The organism is Streptomyces sp. NPDC057702 (assembly GCF_042799315.1).
In the GTDB taxonomy this organism is placed as follows: domain Bacteria; phylum Actinomycetota; class Actinomycetes; order Streptomycetales; family Streptomycetaceae; genus Streptomyces.
Genome location: NZ_JBHVJC010000005.1, coordinates 85857 through 105709 on the forward strand (window position 1 = coordinate 85857; position 19853 = coordinate 105709).

Sequence of the window (19853 nt, forward strand, 5' to 3'; positions counted from 1 at the left end):
GGCGGGCGACCCGCGCCCGCGCCCCGGCCAGCGCCCACCCGCGAGCCGGGGCGACGGGTGGGCGGGCCACAATGGGGCGATGTTGGAGTTGCTCCCGGGGACCGGGGTGGCCCTGCCGGACGGGGCGGGCACCCTCCGGTTCGGCATGTCGGCCGAGGAGGCCCGGTCGGTGCTGTCCGGGGCGCCCCGCGTCCACCACAACCGGCAGTGCATGACGCTGACCCGCGCCGAGTACCGGGAACTCCGGCACGCCCACGACGCGTGGCTCTCCCGGCTGCTCCACGACCCCGCCTGGAACACCGTCGCCACCTACGGCGAGGTGGTACTGACCGTCGCGGGAGGTGGCCCCGGTCGCACGGACCAGCTCACCCGCGTCGACCTCGATCTCGCTCCCCAAGGTCCCACCCCGAGCACCACCCCGGTGGTGTGGGACGGCGTCGACCTGTTCGCCCACCCCACCCACGACACCCTGTCCGTACTCCCCGCCGCCACCCGCCACACACCCACCGAGCTCAGCGTGGACTCCCTGGGACTGTGGCTCCACAGCCACCCCGCACCAGCCACCCGCTGGTCCCGACTCACCCTGCAGGCCACCCCCACCGGCTGGGAGCGGTGCTGTTCGGCCACCGCCGCCTGCGCCGCGGGCGGCGACGCGTTCGTGGGCATCCTGCGCTAGCCACCGGACCCCGACCCACTCGGGGCCCGGTCCGTCCACCGCGCGGCCCCCGCCGCGCCGGGCGGCGTTCATTCCGCGCGCGCCGGGAGGGGAGCCGCGCCGGGGGTGTGTCTCGTGTGGCAGGGTGGGGTGATGCCCGCGACCCTCCGCCCCCTGGGCGCCCAGCACTTCGCCGCCTGGCTCGACCGCTGTCGCGCCGAGTACGCCGGGGATCTGGTCACGCTGGGACAGTCACCCACGGACGCCCGCCGCCAGGCGGAGGAGGCGATGGCCCACTCCTTCCCAGCCGGGAAGCCCACCCCGGGGCACCGGGTCTTCGACGTGCTCGACGACGCCGGGGCGGTCGTCGGTTACCTCTGGATCGGGCCGCACACCGGCGATGACGACGGCGCCTGGTGGGTGTGGGACATCGCGATCGACGCCGACCAGCGCGGTCGCGGCCTCGGGCGGGCGGCCATGGTTCTCGGCGAGGAGTACGCGCGGTCCCAGGGTGCGCACACCCTGGGTCTCAACGTCTTCGGGTTCAACACGGGCGCGCGTGGCCTGTACGAGTCGCTCGGTTACGAGACGACCTCGCTGAAGATGCGCAAGAGACTCGACTGAGCCCGGGGCGCTTCCCGTCGACGGCGGCGCGTGACCGCCGCGCTACTTCCGCAACCCCGCGACCAGGACGTGGACCAGTTGGCGGGCGTCGTAGCGGGGGTTGGTGCCGGCGCCCGCGCACAGGCCGCCCACGCCCCGCATGAGCGCGTAGGCGTCCAGGTCGGTGCGGACCTCGCCGGCCTCGGTCGCGGCGGCCAGCAGGTCCGCGCAGGCGGGGACGAGCCGTTCCAGGAAGTAGGCGTGCAGCGGGTCGAAGCAGGGGTCGTCGGACTGGAGCACGGTGGCCAGGCCCTGCTTGGTGGCCACGAAGTCGACGAACTGGTCGATCCAGCGCGCCAGCGCGGCGTACGGCGTCCCGGTGGTCTCCAGCAGGGTGGGGCCGACCTCGGCGAGCGCGTCGACCTGGTGCCGGTAGACGGCGACGATCAGGTCCGCCCGGGTGGGGAAGTGCCGGTAGATGGTGGCCGTGCCGACGCCGGCCCTGGCCGCGATGTCACGGATCGGCACCTCCACACCCGAGGCGACGAACGCCTCGGCAGCCGCCCGCAGCAGGACCTCCGCGTTGCGTCGAGCGTCCGCCCGCTTCACGCGGGGCGCACCGTTCGTCCGCACGTCGCCGCCACTCACCGCACCGTCTCCTTCGTCGTCGGGGCACGCCCCCGCTTACGAAACGGGACAGCGTCCCGTATATTCGTTTCGGGACGACGTCCCGTTTCCTCATCATGACAGATGGCGGAACCGGTACGTCGTGCGCGCACGGCCATCCACCCGCACGCGAGAGGCGTCGGCACCCGCCCCGGCCCTCGGCCAAGCCCCCGCACGGGGCTCGCCGGCGCCGCGGCCACCGACCCGGCACGCGCCCCGTCCCGCGCCGACCGCCACGGCACCCCGCCGACCGGACGGCCCGGCGTCGGGCCTGCCCCGCCACGCCCACGCCGCGATCGACCAGCACGACGTCGAGAGGAAGAGTTCCGCATGTCCGTATCAGAACAGGTCACCCCCGACACCACCCACGCCACTGCCGCCCCCGTGGTCTCCGTCAAACCGGTGACGCTGGAGGCGCCTGGTCGCGGCACGGATCTCCAGGTGCGGATCTCCGCGCCGGCGACCGGGGACAGACTGCCGATCGTGCTCCTCTCACACGGCCACGGCTCGTCGCTGGAGGGCTACGGCCCCCTGGCCGACCACTGGGCCGCGCACGGCTTCGTGGTGGTACAGCCCACCCACCTGGACTCCCGCACCGTGGGACTGGCCCAGGACGACCCCCGGACCCCGCACCTGTGGCGGCTGCGCGTCCAGGACCTGACCCGCGCGCTGGACCAACTCGACCTGCTGGAAGCCGCCGTGCCCGGTCTCGCCGGCCGTCTGGACCGCGCTCGCGTCGCCGTGGCCGGCCACTCCTTCGGCGGCCAGACGGCGGGGGTCCTGCTGGGCCAGCGCGTCCTGGACCCGGCGGGCGGCGAGGGCGAGGACCTGTCCGACGCGCGGATCACGGCGGGCGTCCTGCTCGCCACGGCCGGCCGGGGCGGAGCCGACCTGAGCCCGTACGCCGCCGAGCACTTCCCCTTCATGAACCCGGACTTCACCCACCTGCGCGCGCCGGCCCTCGTGGTCGCCGGCGACCGGGACGACTCCCCCCTGAGCACCCGGGGGCCGGAGTGGTTCACCGATCCGTACCACCTGAGCCCGGGCCCCAAGAGCCTGCTCACCCTGTTCGGGGCGGAGCACTCGCTCGGGGGGATCGCCGGCTACGAGGCACGGGAGACGACGGACGAGAACCCCGACCGCCTCGCCCTGCTCCAGCGCGTCACCCTGGCCTACCTCCGCCACGCGCTCGGCGTCGAGAGCGCCGACTGGGCCACCACGCGAGAGGCCCTGGCCCACGACGCCGCGCCCCTGGGGCGGATCGAGTCCAGGTGAGGCCCCGGACGTGACGGCGCGCCCCGCCCACCACCTCGTCAGCGGTGCGGGGCCGCCGCGCGTTCGGCGTGGGCACGGTAGGCACACCGGGGCAGGGCGAACTGGGTGACGGTGCCGACCCCGAGCGCGTAGACCATGGTGCCGATCCCCACGGTGCCGCCCAGCGACCAGCCCACCGCCAGCACGACGATCTCGATCAGGGTGCGGACGAGCCGGAGGGAGCGCCCGGTCAGGGCGGCGGCGCCGGTCATCAGCCCGTCCCGGGGCCCCGGCCCGCAGCGCGCGCCGACGTAGACCGCGACGGCCAGCCCGTTGAGGAGGATGCCGGCGACGAGGAACGCGATCCGGCCGGGTGGGTCGAGACGCGCGGGCAGCAGCCACAGGCCGAGGTCGGCCGAGCAGGCCAGGACGACGACGTTGGCCGCCGTGCCGAACGTCGGGCGCTGCCGGAGCGGAATCCACAGCAGCAGTACGAGCACGCCCAGGGCCGCGCTGATGGCGCCGAAGCTCAGCGCGGTGTGCCGGGCCAACCCCTCGTACAGCACGCTCCACGGGTTGACGCCTAGCGCCGCCCGAACCATCAGCGCCAGGCTGAAGCCGTACAGGGCCAGCCCGGCGAACAGTTGCGACAGCCGCCGCAGCGGGCGCTCGCCGAGGCGGACGTAGGTCAGCGGCGGGCCGACCGCCCGGCGCGCGGGCGCCGGCGTTTCCACGGAGGCGCGCGCCGGGGTGGGAGCGGCGCCCGGCGCGGGGGCCCTGCGGAGTGGGTCCGCCCGCGCGCAGGGGTCCGGCCGCGCGCGGGGGTCCGGCTCGTGGGCGGATGCGCGGGCGAAGGGGGCGGTCGTGTCGTGCCGCATGCCTGGTTGCCTCCGGCGTCTCGTACGTTCAAGGCCATTGGCGGCAACTCTGTAGAGTGATTGGCCCAGGAAACATGGCCAATGTGAGGAGAGTGGTATGGCTGGCGCGCAGGCGTTTCCCTCCGGCGGGGCGGGCCGCACGGAGCGGACCGTGGGAAGTCGCCAACTCGCCGCGATGTTGCCCGACCCCGCGCAGGCCCGCCCCGCCTACCGGCACCTGGCCCGCGCCATCAGCGCCCTGATCCTGGACGGCCGCGTCGCGCTGCACGTGAGACTGCCCGCCGAACGGGAGCTGGCCGCCGCGCTGCGCACCAGCCGCACCACCATCACCGCCGTGTACGACCTGCTGCGCGAGGGCGGGTACGCCCACAGTCGCCAGGGCTCCGGCACCTGGACCGCGCTGCCGGACGGGCGGGCCACCAGCGGGGTGGGCCGGCTGCTGGGCGGCGAGGACACCGCGATCGACCTGGCCAGGGCGGCCAGCGGACTGCCCGAGCAGGCTCTGACCGACGCCCTCGCCGAGATCACCCCCCACCTGGTGGAACACGCCCACACCCCCGGCTACCACCCGTACGGCCTGCCCGAACTGCGCGCCGCCGTCGCCGACCGGTTCACCGCGCGGGGCCTGCCGACCGTGCCCGAGCAGATCCTGGTCACCTCCGGGGCCCAGCACGCGCTCAGCCTCGTCCTCGGCCTGCTGGGCGGGCCGGGCGACCGGATCGCGGTGGAGAACCCCTCGTATCCCAACGCCCTGGAGGCCATGCGGCGCGCGCGGCTGCGCACCGTGTCGGTCCCGGTGACCGACAGCGGCTGGGACGTCGAGATCATCGAGTCGACCCTGCGCCAGGTGGTGCCCCAACTGGCCTACCTCATCCCCGACTTCCACAACCCGACCGGCCATCTGATGCCCGACGACGACCGTGGCCGGGTGCTGCGCGCCGCCGCGCGGGCCGGCACCTGGCTGGTCGTCGACGAGACCCTGACCGAGCTGGCCCTCGACGTGCCGACGCCGGCGCCGTTCGCCTCCCACGCCGCGCCGGGCGGCACCGGTCAGGTCGTCACCATCGGCTCGATGAGCAAGACCCACTGGGGCGGGCTGCGCATCGGCTGGCTCCGCGCGCCCGCTCGGTTGGTCACCGAGCTGGCCGGGCAGCGCGTGGCCACCGACATGGGCGGCTCGGTGCTCGACCAGCTCCTGGCCGTCGCCCTGTTGGCCCGTGGCGAGCGGCTGTTGCCGCCTCGGCTGGAGCGGATGCGCGACCAGCGCGCGGCGCTGGCCGACGCCCTGGCCACGCGCCTGCCCCAGTGGACCTGGCGGCTGCCGCCCGGCGGCCTGTCACTCTGGGTCGACCTGGGCGAGCCGGTCGCCTCGGCGCTGGCCGAGCGGGCGCTGGCGAACGGCGTACGCGTCGAGAGCGGCGCCGCCTTCGCGGCCGACCCCGGCATCTTCGAACAGCGGCTCCGCATCCCCTTCACAATGCCGGCCGACACCCTGCGCGAGGCGGTACAGCGCATGGCCACCACCCTCGCCGACGGCCTCCCCACCACACCGGCGGGTCGCCGGGCGCACTGGATCGCCTAGCGGTACGCCTCGGCCGACGGGGCGATGTGCCGGCCTGGGCGGCGGGGTCGGCGGGGCGGCGGGGTAGGTGGGCGGGGCGCTGGTGGAGCCGGTGGCGGCGGGTCCGAGGTGGGTGGCGCGGGTGTGACCGCCTCTGTCAGGCGGGCGGCCTGGTGACGTGGCGTACGCCGTCGCGCGGGCGAACCGGCCAGGGTCGGCGGCGGGTGAGGGCGGACGGCGTCGCGCGAGGGTGTGACGTACCGCTCGGGGCTCACAGCCGGACGAGGCGTCGCAGGCGCGGGAAGCGCCGGTGGGCCTCGCGGGCGTTGCGGTCGAGCTCCTCCATGAGCCGGGTGGTGCGGTGCTCCATGTCCATCTCGTCCAGCATCCGGTCCACCTCGGAGAGCACCGCGCCGCGCAGGTGCCACTGCCGGGAGTCGGCCCGCACCGACTCCAGCAGCAGCCGCGCGACACGGTCCCGGCTGGCCGCCGCCACCTCAAGCACCTCCGTCAGCCGCGCCTCGGCCTGCTGTGCGTCGGCGCTGACCTGCGTGGTGACCAGAACCGCGAAGCTCTCGACGGCGCGGGCGACGTGGCCCAGGAGGTCCGCCAGCGCGTCGGCCACCTCCGGCGCGAACAGCGGCTCGCTCCGCCGGTGCCTGGCCAGGTCGGTGAGCGTGCGGGTCAGCACCCGCACGACCACGGTGCAGATCTCCAACGTGTCCAGGCCCGTGCGCAGCACCACCCGGTGCAACAGCCCCTCCTTGACCCGTGGGTTGAGGCGCAGGCTGTCCTCGGCCTGCCGCAGGGCCGCGTCCACCCGGGCGACGTCGTTGTCCAGGCGGCGGGCCTCGTACAGACGGGCGACGGCGCGGTCGACGGGGGTGTGGTCGCCCAGCCCGGCGCTCATGTGCAGCAGCAGCTCCCGCAGCCGCCCGGCCAGGCCCTCGATGTGCTCGCTCGCGGTCTGCACCCAGACGGGCGGCGCGAAGAGGAAGTTGAACAGCAACCCGACCAACGCCCCGATGAGCGTCTCCAACACCCGGTCCCAGGCCGTGTTGGCCACCCGGGTCACACCGAGGACGAGCATGGCGCTGATCGCCACCTCGACGGTGAACTCCCGCACCTTGACGAGGTGTCCCGCGGCCAGCGAGGCCAGGATGATCAGGCCGAGGCTCCACCAGGACAGCCCCACCAGGGAACTGAACGCGATGGCGATGAGCACGCCGCAGACCACCGCGTTGACCCTCCGCACGCCCGTGGTCAACGTGGCGTACAGGGTGACCTGCACGACGAGCAGAGCGGTCAGCGGGGCGGTGAGCGGCACCGGTTCGGTGCTGATCTGGAGCGCGACGACGTAGGCGATGGTCGCCGCCGCGGTGGACCGCATCGCCTGCACGACGGTGGGGTGGCGGCTGCGTCGGGTGAGTTCGGCTACGGGCTCCTTCACGTCGGGCACTTTCTGCCCTTCCCGCCCCTGACCGCCTCCGACACCCACCCGCCCCACCTGCCACCTGCCTGGCGGTAGGCACCCCGACCACCGGGGCCCGCCGCCGTCGCGCCCGGAGCTCGCGCGTACGGGCTCGCACCCGGCCCCGCACGGACTCCCGACACGGCCCTGGGCGCGGGGCCCGTGAGCGCGCGGGCGCGCGGGCGAGGTGGGCCCGCGAGCGCGGGGCGGGACGGGTCCCGGGTTCGCGAGGGGGCGAGGGCGAGGAGTCGGGGGCGAGGCCGCGAGCACGGGGGCCCGGGTTCGCGTGGGGCCGCTCGTCGGGGGCGGGCGGAGCCTGGGGAGGCGCGCGGTGGCGCGCGGGCGGCGGAACGGCGCCGAACCGCGCCACGCCGCGCCGGGCTGCCTCGTTAGCACGGGCGCGGGCGTTGGTCACCGGCCCGCGCCCACGCGCCGGTCACCCGGCCGCGCTCCGTGCCCGCCGCGCGTCAGCGCCCCGGCATCCGCTCACCCTCGAAGGGACGCCTCCCGTGAAGACCGAACTGACCTCGTCCGCAGAGCTGCGGCACCAGATGACCGAGCGGCTCGCCTCGCAGGGCGCGCTGCGCTCCGACGCGTGGCGTTCGGCCTTCGCCGACGTCCCGCGCGAGGGGTTCGTACCCCACCAGTTCACGGTCGGCGCGGGCGGTCACAAGCACTCCTACACGCCCAACGACCCGGCCTGGCTGCCGGTGGTCTACTCGGACGCCGCGCTCCTGACCCAGTTCGACGCCTCGGGCACCGCCACCAGCTCCTCGACGCAGCCCTGGCTCATGGCCCACATGCTGGAGGACCTGGACGTCGAGCCCGGCCACAGAGTCCTGGAGGTCGGGCTCGGCACCGGCTACAACTGCGCCCTGCTCACCCACCGACTGGGCCACGTCAACGTCTTCTCCATCGACATCGACCCCGACCTGGTCACGGTCGCCGCCGGGCGACTGCGCGACCTGGGCTACGCGCCGACGGTCGCGGTCGGCGACGGCCGGCAGGGACTGCCCGCGCACGCCCCCTACGACCGGCTCCTCGCCACCTGCGGCATCGCGCGCGTCACCGCCGCGTGGCGTGCCCAACTACGCCCCGGCGGGGTCATCGTCGTCAACATCGGGCTGGGTATCGCGCGGCTGGTGGTCGGCGAGGACCGAAGCGTCTCGGGCCGCTTCCGGCCCTACCTCGGCGCGTTCACGGCGGCACGTGCCGCCCCCGACGCCGTCGCCGCCACCGCGCGACAGCTCACGCGCCGGCTCGCCACCGCCAGGGGCCACCGCCGCAGCGTCCAGGTCACGGCGAACCTCGCCAGCGAGGGACCGCGGTTCCTGGGCTCCCTGGTCCAACCGGACGTGGTGAGCTTCTCGTTCACCGATCCCGACGGCCATCAGGTGCACTGTCTCCACGACCCGGCGACGGAGTCCTGGGCCCGCATCACCCTGCTCGACGTCCGCGCGGCCCGGCTCGATCACGGCGGCCCCCGCGACCTGTGGGCCGAACGCGAACCACTGATCAACCGGTGGGTGAGCCACGGCCGGCCGGCCCCCGGCCACTACGGCCTGACCGTGAGCCCGGCCGGCGACCACACCCTGTGGCTGGACTCGCCCAGCGGGTACTCCTGGCCCCTGCCGGACGCCTGACGGGGTGACGGCCCGGCACCCACCGGCTGCCCGGCACCCACCGACTGCCCGGCACCCACCGGTTGTCCGGCCCCTCCGGTCGCCGGGCACCACCGGCCACGCCCCTGCTGGCTCGCGCCCACGGGTGCCGCACGCGTGTGCCCGTACCCCCACGGCCTCAACCGGGGAAACAGCCTCGTGGCGGGCGACGTTGTCGTGCCTGTCGGGCGGTGCCCACGCACCTGAAAGTGCCTTTTGTAAGCCCTCCCCGCCTCACTCATGATGGCGTTACGCACTACTAGTGAGGTGAGGAAGATGGTGGAGCGGACGGCACGGTGCACGGGGGCGCGGGTCGCCACCCCGGCGCGGGCCGCCCCGGGATGGCGACCCGACCCGGGCGCCACGGCGGAACGGCGCCGGGTCGGGGCCGGGCTCCGGGTTACGTTCGGGTTCGGGGGCGGAGTCGGGGGCGGGATTTCACAGCGCCCGAACACGGATCGGTCCACGCTCACCGTGCGGTTGCCGTGCCCGACGCACCCCGCGCCAGGGACCGATGGGCGCCCCCGACACCTCAGGCCGCTGGCGCGCTGACCGTGGCCCTGGCCCGGCCGACTCCGGTCAGCTCGCTGGCGGCCCGGTTGCTGGCGACCTCGCCGTGATGGGCGACGGCCCAACTGGCCATCGCCGTCACCGCGTTGAGCAGTGACCGACCCAGGTCCGTCAGCTCGTACTCCACTCGCGGCGGGACCTCGGCGTACGCGGTCCGGGTGAGCAGGCCGTCGCGCTCCAGGTGCTTGAGCGTCTGGGTCAGCATCCGCTGGGAGATACCCGGGACGCTCGCCTGCAGGTCGGAGTAGCGCAGCGGGCCGCCGCTCAGGGTGCTGACGGTCAACATCGTCCACTTGTCGCCGATACGGTCGAGCACCTCCCGGATGAAGGCGCTGTCCTTGGGCCATGTCTGGCACGGACCGCTGATCTGTCGCGCTGACGCCATCTCGATTACCTCTCAGCCGGGTGCGACCGCACCACCAGTATGTAACGCCCACGGGGCGGACCACCTCACCCGTGTCGCACCTGCCAGGCGGCGGCTCCTCCGCGCTCGGCGCGGCCCCGGTTCTCCGACCGGTTCACTCACCCCTGCTCGAACGGCGGGACAGCGCAGTCGTCCACCGCGCCCCGGCCGCCTCACCCGCGCCCGGCCTCGGCCGGCGTCACCCCACACCACACACCTCACACACACCTCGATTCAACGGAGAGTGATCACCATGAACGCGCATCACACCATCGTGGTCGGCGCGGGCCCGGTCGGCCTGTGGATCGCGGCGGAGTTGGCCCTGGGCGGCGGGCGACCGCTGGTCCTGGAGCGGGCCGAGCGGCGCAGCCCGCACTCGAAGGCGCTGGCGATACACCCGCGCACGATCGAGGTACTGGCGATGCGCGGGCGGGAACAGGCCTTCCTCGACGGTGGGTTGACCATGCCCGACGGACACTTCGGCATGCTCCCCGCTCGCCTGGACTTTCGCGGGCTGGCCACACCCTTCCCGTTCGTGCTCGCACACCCGCAGCTGCGCACCGAGGAACTGCTCGAACAACACGCCCTGGCCCTCGGGGCGGTGATCCGACGCGGGCACCAGGTGTCCGGGCTGAGCCAGGACGAACGGGGCGTGACGCTCCAGGTCAGCGCGCCGGACGGGGAGTACGAGATCACCGCCGACCACGTGGTCGGGACGGACGGCGCGGGCAGCACCGTGCGCCGGGAGGCGGGCATCGCCTTCCCCGGCACCGACTCCACCGTCTTCGGCTTCCTCGGCGACGTCGAGCTGACCGACCCGCCAGAGCGGCCGAGCTTCTGGCACAACGAACACGGCGCGCTGATCGTGGCCCCGATCCCCGGCGGGCGCTACCGCGTCACCGGGTACGCGCCGTCGGCTCCCACCACCCTGGAGTCCCTGCGAGAGACGGCGCGGCGCATCGCGGGGGTGGACTTCGGCCCGCACTCCCCGGTGTGGTTGTCCCGCTTCGGCAACGCCACCCGGCTCGCTGCGGAGTACCGGAAGGGCCGGGTGTTTCTGGCGGGCGACGCCGCGCACATGCACTTCCCGGCGGGCGGCGTCGGACTGAACGTGGGACTCCAGGACGCGATGAACCTGGGGTGGAAGCTGGCGGCGGTGCGACGAGGTGAGGCGGACGCGGCCCTGCTGGACACCTACCACGCGGAACGCCACCCCGTCGGTGTGGCCCTGGGCGAACACACCAAGGCCCAGACCGCCCTGATCACCGCCACCACCGAGGAGGGCCAGTCCCTGCGTCGCCTCATGGCGGACCTGCTGCGCACCCACCCCGACGTGGCGACCGCGCTGGCCAACACGCTGACCGCGCTGGACGTACGCTATCCGGGCACCCACCCCCTGGCAGGCCAGCGCCTGCCGGCCACCCGCGAACAACTGCACCTGTTGCGCGAGGGTCGCCCGGTGCTGCTCGCCCAGGAAGCCAGCCCGGCGCTCAAGGACCTGGCCGCGAACGCGGACCTCCGGCTGTACGAGACCGAGTTGCCCTGGTCCACAACCGCCGTGCTGATGCGCCCGGACGGACACGTGTGGGCCGCCGGAGACACCGCCGAACAGCTGACGGACGCCCTGGCGGAACTACCTCTGACCTGACAAGGGGACGGCGGGCCCCGGGTAAACCCTCCCAGGGGCCCGCCCCCGCACGACGGGCGACGCGCCCACGGCCCTGCTGACCGCATCTCCCGAGGCCACCACCACGGCCGTCGTCATCAGGGCGCCGCGAACTCATCAACCGCCCGCTCGCCCAGCTCCCGGAGCCCTCCTCCCACGCCATCCCCTCACCCACCCGCCCCCGCCCCGAACCGGCGGCGGGGTTGGCTCCGTCGGATCGGCGAGCGGTGCGCACCCCAACGGTCAACCACGCCGCCTCGCCCGTCATGGACGGCGGACGGAGCTCTCGACGCGGCTCCGGCCGAGCAGGCCCGCCCCCAGCGCGTACCACCCGCCCGCGCTCCTCCACGTCCGGCCGTCCCACACGCGAGCTACCTGTTTCGAGTGGGGTGCCGGGGGCCGTCACTCACCCCCTGGGTGGAGATCTCCTCCGGCGTTGGGCTGTCGCCACGTGCGCTCGACGGGTCGGGACGCCACGCGCCACCAGGGGGTGTCCGGCAACTTCCCACTCGGCTCGAAGGACTCGCCGGGCCGGGGGAACGCGACGGAAACGCCCTCCTCCTCGGCCACGTCCCTGATCCACTCCGCCGGCTCGGCCCACGGGTGCGGAGCCAGGTTGAAGGTGCCCCAGTGGATGGGCAACAGCGCACCACCGGTGCCGCCCTGGAGATCGCGATGGGTACGCACCCCCTCGGCGGGGGTCATATGGATCTCGGGCCAGAACTCGCTGTAGGCGCCCACCTGGATCATCGTCGCGTCGAACGGGCCGTACTGCCGGCCGATGTCCGCGAAGCCGGCGAAGTACCCGGTGTCCCCGCTGTGGAAGACCCGGTGGCGCGGGCCCGCCACGACCCACGAGGCCCACAGGGTGTGCTGCCCACCGCGCAGGCCGCGCCCGCAGAAGTGCCGGGCCGGGGTCGCGGTCAGCGTCAGGTCGGCGACCTTCGCGGACTCGTGCCAGTCCAGTTCGGTGACCCGGGCGGCGGGCACGCCCCAGTGCTCCAGGTCCGCGCCCACGCCCAGGGGCACCACGAAGGCCGTGTCGGTACGTGCCAGGGTGCGGACCGTCTCCATGTCGAGGTGGTCGTAGTGGTCGTGGGAGATGACGACGACGTCCACCGGCGGCAGTTCGACCAGCGGCAGTGGCACCGGGTGCAGGCGGCGCGGCCCGGCGAACGGGAAGGGGGAGACCCGCTGGCCCCACACCGGGTCGAAGAGCACCCGTTGGCCGTCGATCTCGGCCAGCACGCTGGAGTGCCCCATCCAGGTGAGCCGCAGTCCCGAGGCCGGTGGCCTCGCCCAGTCGGCCGCGACCGGGTGGTGCACCGGCACGTGGCCCCGAGGTGCCCTACGGGCCCGGTCGACCTTGCTGAGCTGGGTGAGCAGCAGCCGACTCGCGGAACCCGGGAGCATGGTGCGGGTCGGCAGCGGGTTGCGGAACTGCCCGTCGACGTACTGCGGTGACCGTCGCATGCGCGCCAGCCGCTCGCCCGTCGGGTCGGCCCCGAAGGCCGCCGGTCGGAGCGCGGTGATGGGCTTGCGTCGGTCGTGGGGGCCGGTCAAGGCACCTCCTAGGAAGAGACGGTGGGGCCGGGCGAGGCCGCCTCCCAACCTATGCGACCCCGCGCGACGGGCCCGCGCCCGGCCCCGGCGCCGGTCGGGGCGGTGTGAGGCGACTCAGGTCTGCCGCTGCGGCACGTACTCCTCGGCGCTGAGGCCGAACGTCCAGGCGACGCCCTCCCGGGCGGTCTTGGTGCGCGGCGGCACCCGCAGCCAGTACGTACGGGAGGAACCGTCGGGCTCCGGCGTCGAGTTGACCACCTCGACCATCACCACCGGCTCGTCGCCCTCCAGCTCGACGCGCCACAGCACTCCCGTCTCGTCCCGGTGCACCGGCTGGGCCCCGGACTCGTCGAGGTAGCGGTCGTACCCGAAGTGCTCCAGCATCACGCGGCGCAGCTCCGCGTTCTCCTCGGTGCGGATGCGGTGGACGTCCAGCGAGCCGAGCCCTTCCAGGAAGTCCGCCGGCACCGGCATGCCGCGCCAGGCGTACAGGGCGAAGCCGTCGGGGTAGGCGAGGGCGGGGCCGTCGCCGTGGTCGAGGCGGCCCGCCTCGTCCCGGTGCAGCCGCGTGGGGCGCTCGCTGAGCACCGCGACGTTCTCGTAGGGCCACCACCAGCCGGCCGCGCGGGCCACCGCGCTCACCCCGGCCAGTGCCTCGGCTCCGTCGAAGGCGGCCAGCCAGGCCGCGTCGTGCTGGCCGAGCACGGCCTCCGCGAGGGCCAGACGCACCGCCGTCTCCCGGGCGGGACGCTCCGCCTCGGCCGGCCGCGCCGCGCTCTCGCCCGCCGGCTCAGCCGCGGCGCCCCCGGGCTGCCGCGCCGGCTCGACCGTGTCGTCCGCGCCGGTCACCACGCCCGCCTCGCGCCCCTCACCGGGCCCGGTCAGGCTCGTCGTGATGCCCGCGCGCACGCGCTCGGTCAGACCGCGCGTCAGGTCCCACAGGGGCGCCGAGGTCAGCGCCCACCGGGAGGCCCAGCCGCCGGGGCCGAGCGCGTCGTGCGCGCGGCGCCGCTCGGCCTCCCACGGCGCGGTCCGCACCGCCTCGCGGACCGAGCGACCCGCCCGCGCGGTGTCCGGCTCGACGCCCGCCGCGCGCAGTGTTCGCGCGGCGCGCTCCGCGACGGCGCGGGGCAGCGTCGCGCCGCGCCCCGTCAGGAGCAACACGACGGCGGTGGCCGCCAGCGGCGACGCGGCCCACACCACCCGGTCGGGCGCGGTCAGCCCCGCCTGTGCGTAGGCCAGGCGCAGGCCGGCTTCGGCACCCGCGCGGTCGGCCGCCCCGGTGGTCGCCGCGACCGAACGCCAGTCCGTCTCCGGCTCCCGGCTCGGCGTGGTCGGTTCCTGTCGCTCCTTGGCGGTCTTCGTCATCTCTCGCTCCCCCTCGATCGTTTGGTGTGTGTCGCGGTGGCGGGCCGGCGGTGTGGCGTCGCGCCGGCCCGGTCTCAGTCGGCCACGACGCGGACCGCGCCCGGCGCGTACTCCCGCTGGCGCACCACGCGGTACCAGCCCTTCGGCAGCGGTATCGGCGCGTGCTCCTCGTGGACGACCCGGCCGCCTTCCGGGAGGTGCAGGAACCCGGCGCCGCCCAGCCCCGGTTCGCGGACCAGGGTGCCGGGGCCGACGACCGCGTGGGCGTGCCCGGTGACCTCGCCGAGCGCCAGGACCAGCCGGCCGCGCCCGTCGCGCGACTGCGGGGGCAGGGCGTCGACGCTCGGGGGCAGGGCCTCGCGGGCCGTCGGCACGATCAGGACGTCTCCCTGTCGGTACATGCGCATCCTCCGTCGGGCTGTGGGTCGCGGGGTGTTCCGGCGACGGTCACGACGTTAGGTGGGGGGTCTGACAATCGGCCCGACCACGCTCGCCGCCCCCGTGCACCACGTCCCCGACCGGCCGTCGCCGGCCTTTGACCGCCGCCCCCGCCCGTCGCTCGCGGCCTCGCGGGGCGGGGCGCGCGGGCTGGTCGCCGCCCGCCGGCTCGGCTGTCAGTGCCGCTTGGTAGAACTCTCGCAACGTTCCTCGCACGTCGTGTGAGTCGTACCAACCCCAGGAGATCCACCCCATGTCCAACGTTGAGCACCTGCAAGAGCTGCACGGCCTCCCGACGTTCGAGTTTCCGGCCAAGGACGAGTCGACGGAGCTGCCCGCCGCGGAGACCGTCGCCTGGGTGGTCCGGGTCTCGCCCTACGACGACGACTCGGAGGATTTCGCGGCGGCCTTCGAGCGGTTCCTGACGCAGGTGGACACCGCCGGGGTGCGGGCGCTGGTCATCGGGCAGTGGGGCGAGGCGTACGAGGACAGCTCCGGCACCGTGGTGGAGCTGCTGGTGGCCGCGAAGGACCGGCTGACCTCCCTGGAGGCGCTGTTCATCGGCGACCTGGAGGCCGAGGAGGCGGAGATCTCCTGGATCGAGCAGGACGACATCACGCCGGTGCTGGACGCGTACCCGAAGCTGCGTGAGCTGGGCGTGCGCGGCGGCACGGACCTGCGGTTCCCGGCGGTGCGCCACGCGTCGCTGCGCACCCTGAGCTTCGAGGCGGGCGGGCTGCCCGGTGAGGTGGTGCGCGGCGTGGTGGCGAGCGAGCTGCCCGCGCTGGAGTACCTGGAGATGTGGTTGGGCGTGGAGGAGTACGGCGGCGACGCCACCGTCGCCGACCTGGCCCCGCTGCTCGCCGGTGGCCGCTTCCCGCATCTGCGCCACCTGGGGCTGCGGAACAGCGAGATCCAGGACGAGATCGCCACGGCCGTCGCCGCCGCGCCCGTGGTCGCCCAGCTCACCTCGCTCGACCTGTCGCTCGGGGTGCTCACGGACGCGGGCGCCCTCGCGCTGCTCGACGGGCAGCCGCTCACCCACCTCAAGTGGATCGACCTGCACCACAACTTCATCACCGAGGAGGTGGCCGAGCGGCTGCGCACCACGTGGGAGGCGGCCGGGGTCGAGGTCGACCTGTCCGAGACGGGCGACTCGTGGGAGGACGGCGACGAGATCCGCCGCTACACGGCGGTCGCCGAGTGACGCGCGCGTCCCGACGTTCCGGCGTCGGTCGGCCGGGCGGATGACCCCCGACGGGCGCGGGCCCGCTCCCACCGGACACGGCCCGGCGGGCCATCGGCGCGGGCGGGCCCCGCGTGGGCCGGTGGGCGGCGGGCGCCCGGGACCCGGCGCCGGCCGGCGGCGCGCGGGGGAAGCCGGGCGGACGGCGCCCGGGTACGCGACGGAGAGCAGGGAGGTGAGCCGCCATCGCCGCGTCGTACGCGTCGTACGGACGTGAGGTGCGCTTCGCGGTCGTCGGGGTGCGCGACAGCCGCCGGGCGGCGCTGTTCGCGGACGCGGCCGGTGCCGCGGGGCTCGCTCCGCCACGCGTGCTGGACTGGGCCGACGTGCTGCGCGCGGGGGCCGCGTTCGAGCCGGGCGAGACCGTGCGCGTGGACTCGCCGGGAGAGGACGCGGCCACGGAGCGCGCGTTGCGCGGCGTCGACGACCCGACCCGGGTCGAGGGCACGGCCCGCTGGTACGCGCGGTTCACCTCGGCTGTGACGGAGGTGGCCGGCGCGGCGCGGGCGGCCGGCGCCGATCTGTTGGACGATCCGCACGAGTTGGCCGTCCTCTTCGACAAACGGCGCTGCCACGGGCTGCTCCACGCGGCCGGTGTGCCGGTGCCGCCGTCGCCGACGTCCATCTCGCCGGCGGCGCTGCCCCGCGTGTGGCCCGACCCGGCCGACGCGCCGCCTCCGCCCGGTGTACCGGCGCCCCGGACCACGGCGAGCGGGCCCGCCCCGTCTCCCCCGGCCCGCCTCGTGGTGGGTGGGGCGCCCGTGCGGGGCTGGGAGGACGTGCGCGCGCTGCTGGCCGGCCCCGGCGGACTGCGGCGTGCCTTCGTCAAGCTCGCACACGGCTCGTCGGCCTCCGGTGTGCTGGCCGTCGAGCTGGCGGGCCCCGGCCGGGTCTCGGCCCGGACCTCGGTGGAGCGCGCCCCCGACGGCCGGCTGTTCAACTCGCTGCGCGTGCGGCGTTACGCCACCGAGGCCGAGGTGGCCGCGCTGGTGGACGCGCTGGCGCCGGACGGGCTGCACGTCGAGCGCTGGCTGCCGAAGGCGGCGCAGCGCGGTCGGGCCGCCGACCTGCGGATCGTGGTCGTCAACGGGCGGGCCACGCACGCCGTCGTGCGCACCAGCCGGTCGCCGATGACCAATCTGCACCTGGGCGGCGTGCGCGGTGACCTGGCCGCCGCCCGCGCCGCGACCGAGGCCAACGGCGCGTCCTGGGCCGAGGTGCTCGGCCTGGCCGAGCGCGCCGCCCGCTGCTTCCCGCGCACCCTGTGCGTGGGCGTGGACGTGCTGCCCGGCACGGGCTGGCGGCGCTTCGCCGTCGGTGAGGTCAACGCCTTCGGCGACCTGTTGCCCCGGCTGACGGGCCTGCCCGGCAGCGGCTTCGAGGGGCTGGACACCTACGGGGCGCAGATCGCCGCCGTGCTGAACAAGGAGGACCACCGCCATGCCACCCGCTGATCCCGCCGACCCGGGCCCGCTCGCCGGTCTCGGGCCGCTCGCCGGTCCCGAGGCGCCGGAGCGGCCGAGTCCCGGCTGTCCCGGGCCGAGCTGGTCCGAGCCCGGGCGGTACGAGGAGACGCCGCACCTCGTCGAGCCGGACATGAACGCCGTCGTGGGCAGCCACGATCTGCTGCTGGTCACGCTGGACACGTTGCGCTACGACGTCGCCGCCGACCTGCTGGCCCGTGGCCGGCTGCCGCACCTCGCGCGGTACCTGCCGGGGGGTCGCTGGGAGCGCCGGCACGCCCCCGGCAGCTTCACCTACGCCTCGCACCAGGCGATCTTCGCGGGCTTCCTGCCCACTCCCGCCGCGCCGGGCCCGCACCGGCGGCTGTTCGCGGCGCGGTTCGCGGGCAGTGAGACCACCGCGGACGGGACGTACGTCTTCGACTCCCCCGACCTGGTCTCCGGCCTGGCCTCGGCGGGCTACCACACGGCTTGCGTCGGCGGCGTGGGCTTCTTCAACAAGGGCGGCGCGCTGGGCTCGGTGCTCCCGGGGCTGTTCCGGGAGAGCCACTGGGAGCCGGAGTTCTCCGTGGCCTCGCCGACCTCGTTCGAGGCGCAGGTGCACCGGGCCACGGAGATCGTCGCCCGCACCCCCGCCGAGCAGCCGCTGTTCCTGTTCCTCAACGTCTCCGCGCTGCACCAGCCCAACTGGTTCCACGTGCCGGGCGCCACGCGCGAGGCGGGCGACACGTGGGAGAGCCACGCCGCCGCGCTGGAGTACGTGGACCGGCACATCGACCGCCTGCTGACCGCCGCGAGCAGCCGCCGGCGCTGCTTCGCCATCGTCTGCTCCGACCACGGCACGGCCTACGGCGACGGCGGCTACACCGGCCACCGGCTCGCCCACGACGTCGTGTGGACCGTGCCGTACACCCACTTCTTCCTTGAGGGCCCATGACCGTCACCACCGCACCCGCCACACCCGTCACCACCCCGGGGCCGGCCGGCTCGCCGTACCAGAGCTACGTCTACGGCTACCCGCACAAGACCGCGTACGAGAAGCTGGAGCCCCGCCCCGCGCTGCGCGAGCTGTGGGCGGGCGAGGAGCGCGGGGCGCTGTCGCTGTACGCGCACATACCCTTCTGCGAGGTCCGCTGCGGCTTCTGCAACTTGTTCACCCGCATCGGCGCGCCCGACGGGCTCACCGGCGCCTACCTCGACGCGCTGGAGCGGCAGGCGCGTACGGTGCGCGAGGCGCTGGCGGGCGGGGAGCCGCCGCGTTTCGCGAACGCCGCCTTCGGCGGGGGCACCCCGACGTTCCTGACCGCCGCCGAGCTGACCCGGCTGTGCGACATCGTCGAGCGGGAACTGGGGGCCGACCTGCGGGCCGTTCCGCTGTCGGTCGAGGCGTCGCCGGCCACGGTGACGGCGGACCGGCTGGCGGTGCTCGCCGAGCGCGGCACGACCCGGCTCAGCCTGGGGGTGCAGACGTTCGTGGAGGCCGAGGCGCGGGCGGCCGTTCGGCCGCAGCGCCGCGCGGACGTGGAGGCGGCGCTGGGCCGGGTCCGCGAGGCCGGCGTTCCCGTCCTCAACATCGACCTGATCTACGGCATCACGGGCCAGACCGAGCGGTCCTGGCAGCACTCCCTGGAGGCCGCGCTCGCCTGGCGGCCCGAGGAGCTGTACCTCTACCCGCTCTATGTCCGACCGCTCACCGGCCTGGGCAGGGGCGGCACCGGGCCCGACCCGGCCTGGGACGCCCAGCGCCTGCGGCTCTACCGGCACGGCCGTGACACGCTGCTGGCCAGCGGGTACGAGCAGACGTCGATGCGCATGTTCCGGCGGCGCGGCGCGCCGGTCGTCGGCGACGACGAGTACGCCTGCCAGCGCGACGGCATGGTGGGCCTGGGGTGCGGCGCCCGTTCGTACACCTCGCGGCTGCACTACTCCTTCGACTACGCCGTGGACATGCGCAACATCCGCGGCATCATCGACGACTACGTGGAGCGGCCCGCCGGGGCGTTCGCGCGGGCCGACTACGGCCGGTGGATGGACACGGACGAGCGCCGGCGCCGCCACCTGCTCCAGTCGGTGCTCCAGGCCGAGGGGATGCCGGTGGCCGACTACCGGCAGCGGTTCGGCGCCGAGCCCGGCGCGCACTTCGCGGACGAGCTGGAGCGGTGCGCCGCGCTGGGCTGGCTGGACGAGTCGGCCGGGCCCGAGGTGCTGCGGCTGTCGTCCGAGGGGCTGGCGCACTCCGACGCGCTCGGGCCGCTGCTGTTCTCGCCCGCCGTGCGCGCCGCCATGGCCGCCTACGAGCCCAAGTGAGGGGGGCCGACGTGCGGGAAGCACCCCACGGCCGGGAGCCAGGCCCGGTCACGGCCGACGGCGGCCGGAAGGAGCCGTCG

17 protein-coding genes are annotated in these 19853 nt (G+C 74.9%); 10 read left to right on the forward strand and 7 right to left on the reverse strand.

The annotated features are described in order from the left end of the window. The first annotated feature begins 79 nt into the window (after nt 1-79). Nucleotides 80-676: a hypothetical protein gene (locus ACFVFR_RS05000; RefSeq protein ID WP_383698203.1), complete on the forward strand. Its 597-nt coding sequence runs from the start codon at nt 80-82 to the stop codon at nt 674-676. A 132-nt stretch (nt 677-808) separates the two neighbouring features. Beyond that, entirely contained in the window at nt 809-1279 is a 471-nt protein-coding gene (locus tag ACFVFR_RS05005; protein WP_383698205.1) for a GNAT family N-acetyltransferase, read from the forward strand. A 42-nt stretch (nt 1280-1321) separates the two neighbouring features. Here ACFVFR_RS05005 and ACFVFR_RS05010 read toward each other — a convergent pair whose 3' ends face one another. Next, nucleotides 1322-1906 carry a TetR/AcrR family transcriptional regulator gene (locus tag ACFVFR_RS05010; protein WP_383698207.1) on the reverse strand — a complete coding sequence of 195 codons (585 nt, stop codon included), beginning with the start codon at nt 1904-1906 and terminating at the stop codon, nt 1322-1324. A 348-nt stretch (nt 1907-2254) separates the two neighbouring features. Between ACFVFR_RS05010 and ACFVFR_RS05015 the strand changes: the two genes are divergently transcribed. Then, complete coding sequence (locus ACFVFR_RS05015) at nt 2255-3199, forward strand: alpha/beta hydrolase family protein (protein WP_383698209.1); 945 nt, start codon at nt 2255-2257, stop codon at nt 3197-3199. Nucleotides 3200-3237: 38 nt separating this feature from the next. Here ACFVFR_RS05015 and ACFVFR_RS05020 read toward each other — a convergent pair whose 3' ends face one another. Further along, nucleotides 3238-4056, reverse strand: coding sequence for a YitT family protein (locus ACFVFR_RS05020; protein WP_383698211.1), 819 nt, complete (start codon nt 4054-4056; stop codon nt 3238-3240). Between the two features lie 97 nt (nt 4057-4153). Here ACFVFR_RS05020 and ACFVFR_RS05025 point away from each other — a divergent pair, with 97 nt between their 5' ends. Further along, nucleotides 4154-5638 (forward strand): PLP-dependent aminotransferase family protein, encoded by a 1485-nt coding sequence (locus ACFVFR_RS05025; RefSeq protein WP_383698213.1) that lies wholly within the window; start codon nt 4154-4156, stop codon nt 5636-5638. Between the two features lie 250 nt (nt 5639-5888). Here the strand turns inward: ACFVFR_RS05025 and ACFVFR_RS05030 are convergent, their stop codons facing one another. Continuing rightward, nucleotides 5889-7076 (reverse strand): aromatic acid exporter family protein, encoded by a 1188-nt coding sequence (locus ACFVFR_RS05030; protein ID WP_383698215.1) that lies wholly within the window; start codon nt 7074-7076, stop codon nt 5889-5891. Between the two features lie 521 nt (nt 7077-7597). Between ACFVFR_RS05030 and ACFVFR_RS05035 the strand changes: the two genes are divergently transcribed. Further along, nucleotides 7598-8731 (forward strand): methyltransferase domain-containing protein, encoded by a 1134-nt coding sequence (locus ACFVFR_RS05035; RefSeq protein ID WP_383698217.1) that lies wholly within the window; start codon nt 7598-7600, stop codon nt 8729-8731. A 550-nt stretch (nt 8732-9281) separates the two neighbouring features. Here ACFVFR_RS05035 and ACFVFR_RS05040 read toward each other — a convergent pair. Then, nucleotides 9282-9704, reverse strand: a complete 423-nt coding sequence (locus ACFVFR_RS05040) for a winged helix-turn-helix transcriptional regulator (protein WP_383698219.1) — start codon at nt 9702-9704, stop codon at nt 9282-9284. Nucleotides 9705-9975: 271 nt separating this feature from the next. On the opposite strand from ACFVFR_RS05040, the gene ACFVFR_RS05045 reads away from it, so the two are divergent. Continuing rightward, the gene (locus tag ACFVFR_RS05045; RefSeq protein ID WP_383698221.1) at nt 9976-11370 is read left to right on the forward strand and encodes an FAD-dependent monooxygenase; all 1395 of its coding nucleotides are present in this window, start codon (nt 9976-9978) and stop codon (nt 11368-11370) included. A gap of 420 nt (nt 11371-11790) precedes the next feature. Here the strand turns inward: ACFVFR_RS05045 and ACFVFR_RS05050 are convergent, their stop codons facing one another. The 3 genes from ACFVFR_RS05050 to ACFVFR_RS05060 form a co-directional block, all read right to left on the reverse strand. Then, nucleotides 11791-12951: an MBL fold metallo-hydrolase gene (locus tag ACFVFR_RS05050; protein ID WP_383698223.1), complete on the reverse strand. Its 1161-nt coding sequence runs from the start codon at nt 12949-12951 to the stop codon at nt 11791-11793. Nucleotides 12952-13065: 114 nt separating this feature from the next. Next, nucleotides 13066-14319, reverse strand: a complete 1254-nt coding sequence (locus ACFVFR_RS05055) for a DUF6745 domain-containing protein (protein WP_383698225.1) — start codon at nt 14317-14319, stop codon at nt 13066-13068. A 74-nt stretch (nt 14320-14393) separates the two neighbouring features. Beyond that, the gene (locus ACFVFR_RS05060) at nt 14394-14720 is read right to left on the reverse strand and encodes a hypothetical protein (protein ID WP_383698227.1); all 327 of its coding nucleotides are present in this window, start codon (nt 14718-14720) and stop codon (nt 14394-14396) included. Nucleotides 14721-15010: 290 nt separating this feature from the next. Here ACFVFR_RS05060 and ACFVFR_RS05065 point away from each other — a divergent pair, with 290 nt between their 5' ends. The 4 genes from ACFVFR_RS05065 (at nt 15011) to ACFVFR_RS05080 (ending at nt 19773) form a co-directional block, all read left to right on the forward strand. Then, entirely contained in the window at nt 15011-15964 is a 954-nt protein-coding gene (locus tag ACFVFR_RS05065; protein ID WP_383698229.1) for an STM4015 family protein, read from the forward strand. Nucleotides 15965-16221: 257 nt separating this feature from the next. After that, a complete protein-coding gene (locus tag ACFVFR_RS05070; RefSeq protein WP_383698231.1) occupies nt 16222-17457 on the forward strand; it encodes an STM4014 family protein in 1236 nt (411 codons plus the stop codon). 142 nt (nt 17458-17599) lie between these two features. Continuing rightward, nucleotides 17600-18403, forward strand: coding sequence for an STM4013/SEN3800 family hydrolase (locus tag ACFVFR_RS05075; protein ID WP_383698405.1), 804 nt, complete (start codon nt 17600-17602; stop codon nt 18401-18403). Next, complete coding sequence (locus ACFVFR_RS05080) at nt 18400-19773, forward strand: STM4012 family radical SAM protein (protein WP_383698233.1); 1374 nt, start codon at nt 18400-18402, stop codon at nt 19771-19773. Before ACFVFR_RS05075 ends, ACFVFR_RS05080 begins: the two co-directional genes overlap by 4 nt. The last annotated feature ends 80 nt before the right edge of the window (nt 19774-19853 follow it).

What these genes read in the sequence shown, in the direction of transcription:
- ACFVFR_RS05020 (WP_383698211.1), bottom strand. Translation starts at nt 4,056, where the DNA reads ATGCGGCACGACACGACCGCCCCCTTCGCCCGCGCATCCGCCCACGAG.
- ACFVFR_RS05045 (WP_383698221.1), top strand. Translation starts at nt 9,976, where the DNA reads ATGAACGCGCATCACACCATCGTGGTCGGCGCGGGCCCGGTCGGCCTG.
- ACFVFR_RS05005 (WP_383698205.1), top strand. Translation starts at nt 809, where the DNA reads ATGCCCGCGACCCTCCGCCCCCTGGGCGCCCAGCACTTCGCCGCCTGG.
- ACFVFR_RS05000 (WP_383698203.1), top strand. Translation starts at nt 80, where the DNA reads ATGTTGGAGTTGCTCCCGGGGACCGGGGTGGCCCTGCCGGACGGGGCG.
- ACFVFR_RS05080 (WP_383698233.1), top strand. Translation starts at nt 18,400, where the DNA reads ATGACCGTCACCACCGCACCCGCCACACCCGTCACCACCCCGGGGCCG.
- ACFVFR_RS05075 (WP_383698405.1), top strand. Translation starts at nt 17,600, where the DNA reads ATGAACGCCGTCGTGGGCAGCCACGATCTGCTGCTGGTCACGCTGGAC.
- ACFVFR_RS05055 (WP_383698225.1), bottom strand. Translation starts at nt 14,319, where the DNA reads ATGACGAAGACCGCCAAGGAGCGACAGGAACCGACCACGCCGAGCCGG.
- ACFVFR_RS05015 (WP_383698209.1), top strand. Translation starts at nt 2,255, where the DNA reads ATGTCCGTATCAGAACAGGTCACCCCCGACACCACCCACGCCACTGCC.
- ACFVFR_RS05040 (WP_383698219.1), bottom strand. Translation starts at nt 9,704, where the DNA reads ATGGCGTCAGCGCGACAGATCAGCGGTCCGTGCCAGACATGGCCCAAG.
- ACFVFR_RS05025 (WP_383698213.1), top strand. Translation starts at nt 4,154, where the DNA reads ATGGCTGGCGCGCAGGCGTTTCCCTCCGGCGGGGCGGGCCGCACGGAG.
- ACFVFR_RS05065 (WP_383698229.1), top strand. Translation starts at nt 15,011, where the DNA reads ATGTCCAACGTTGAGCACCTGCAAGAGCTGCACGGCCTCCCGACGTTC.
- ACFVFR_RS05060 (WP_383698227.1), bottom strand. Translation starts at nt 14,720, where the DNA reads ATGTACCGACAGGGAGACGTCCTGATCGTGCCGACGGCCCGCGAGGCC.